We start from the raw sequence: 2353 nt of genomic DNA, 5'->3' as shown, positions 1-2353 counted from the left end.
GGGGAGAGGGGGAGAGGATTTGACGATTTTTGATCGTCATCAAAATATACAATGTTTATTTGCACAACAGCTTAATGCCTGCTGTTTCAAAATAGCGAATTAATTGATGAATATAATGCTGTTTGGTAATGACGTGTTTGCGGTAAAGTAAGATTCCCACAACTGGGAATTTTCCTCTGTCTGAATCTTGACATTAATTGGTGTCAATTTTTGGGGAACGGGCATCTTACCCGCCGGTTGTACGGTGCATCGCTGGGAGATTTTCGAGTTGATTGACAGATTCTTCATTGCGACGCACCCTACTATATTTTTTATGGTGCTAAGAACCAATTAAAATAATCAAATCAATCCAAACACAGGCATATTTACAGCAGTGAAACGAACACCTCCGGCAATAGTTATCTTAGGTCAAAACAGCCTGCCGATCGCCCAAACCATCTCCGCAGTCTTCCCAGGTTCCCAGATTTACGGTTTAGTCGATCGCACATCCGACACAGACATCAACTTTAGCAACTTCGGCGAAACACTGCAGGAATTGTTCGCAACCCAAACCCCAATCATCGCCATCTGCGCCGCCGGAATCATCATCCGCACCCTCGCCCCGCTGCTGTCAGACAAACGCGCCGAACCCCCAGTCTTAGCCGTCGCCGAAGACGGAAGCGCCGTAGTACCCCTGCTGGGCGGCTTGCACGGCGTAAATGACTTGGCCAGAGAAATTGCTGCGGCCCTCGGCGTGCAGCCCGCCATCACCACCACCGGAGATATCCGCTTTCGCACCGCCCTGCTAAGTCCTCCCCAAGGCTATTATTTGGCGAATCCAGAGGACGCGAAGACTTTTATTTCAAATTTGCTCGCCGGGGCAAAAGTACAGCTAGAAGGGGCTGCTAACTGGCTTTGGGAGAGCAATTTGCCTACTTCGCAGCCCGCCCCTACGGGGGCTACAACGGAGAGGATCGCCCCCGCAGCCAAATTAACCATCCGCGTCACCGAAAAAGCAGTTGTACCGACACCCGACTGTTTAGTTTACCACCCGCAAATTGCAGCATTTGCACTCACAAATCTATCCTATATTGAGCCGAAAGTAGCAGTTTCTTACGTGCAGCAAATCTTAGAAAATACCGATTTAGCAGCAGCTTCTGTTGCCGGATTTTTTGCTTTAAAACATGAGATGGGAAATCCTACTTTAGAAGCAATTAGTCAATTTTTCAAAGTTCCCGTGCGTTTTTTGAATCTTCCCGAACTTGTGAAATTCGACTCAGTTAAATTAATAGAATATAATGCCAGTTTTGATGTCACCGCCGCCCAAATTGCCCTGACTGCAGCGGGTGCAAACAGTCAGTTAATCGGGTACGATCGCACAAACGCCTTTTCTTGCGCGATCGCCCTGGCTGCAGAACCGATTGATGCAAGCGCGATCGGCATTAGTCGCGGCAAACTGGCGATCGTCGGTACCGGGCCCGGAGGCGCGCCCTGGATGTCGCCGGAAGTTAAGCAAATTTTGCGCGAAGCCACGGATTGGGTGGGTTACAAGTTCTATCTCGACTTAGCCGGAACCCTGCGAGAAGGACAAAAGCGGCACGATTCCGACAACCGCGAAGAGATCGATCGCGCCCGTTTTGCCCTAGATTTAGCTGCATCGGGAAAATCTGTCGCCGTGGTTTCGTCGGGAGATCCGGGGATTTTTGCGATGGCTGCGGCGGTGTTTGAGGCGATCGACTCTGACAGCAAACCCGAATGGCAAGGCATCGACATTCGGGTAGCACCGGGGATTTCTGCGATGCAGGCGGCCGCTGCTGCGATCGGAGCACCCCTCGGACACGATTTTTGTGCGATTTCGCTTTCGGATATTCTCAAGCCTTGGGAGGTCATAGAACAGCGAATTTCTGCCACCGCCAAAGCGGATTTAGTTGTGGCATTTTACAATCCGATATCAACACAGCGGAAGTGGCAATTGGGAAGGGCGATCGAGATTTTGTTGCAAAGTCGCGATGCTAAAACCCCGGTTGTATTGGGGCGAAACCTCGGCAGGCCAGGCCAATCCGTGCGCGTTTGCACCCTCGGCGAATTCCAGCCGGAAGACGCGGATATGAGAACTTTAGTAATTGTTGGTTCGAGTCAAACTCGGATTATTCCCCGCAAATATGGAGGAGATGTTTGGGTGTACACGCCGCGCAGGTACGATTTAAGTTCGCACTCAGGACTTCAGCCCGATCTTTAAGGACTGGCTTCTGTGACTGCGAACTTAGTAGACCTCTTGCAAAAGTCAAATTTACCCCATTAGTCCCCTCTTATTAAGGGGAGAAACAAGCATAATCTTGCTCCCCCCCCGCGGGAGGGGAGGGTTGCAGGGTGG

Annotated in this window: 1 protein-coding gene; it reads left to right on the top strand. The window is 50.7% G+C overall.

The genetic code is table 11. The annotated features are described in order from the left end of the window. Positions 1 to 373 precede the first annotated feature (373 nt). Complete coding sequence (gene cobJ / locus AACV78_RS05930) at positions 374 to 2218, top strand: precorrin-3B C(17)-methyltransferase (RefSeq protein WP_194013120.1); 1845 nt, start codon at positions 374 to 376, stop codon at positions 2216 to 2218. Positions 2219 to 2353: the final 135 nt, after the last annotated feature.

Origin of the sequence: Tychonema sp. LEGE 07196 (assembly GCF_963890365.1) — a bacterium.
In the GTDB taxonomy this organism is placed as follows: domain Bacteria; phylum Cyanobacteriota; class Cyanobacteriia; order Cyanobacteriales; family Microcoleaceae; genus Microcoleus.
This window is presented reverse-complemented; position numbering and strand designations above follow the sequence as displayed.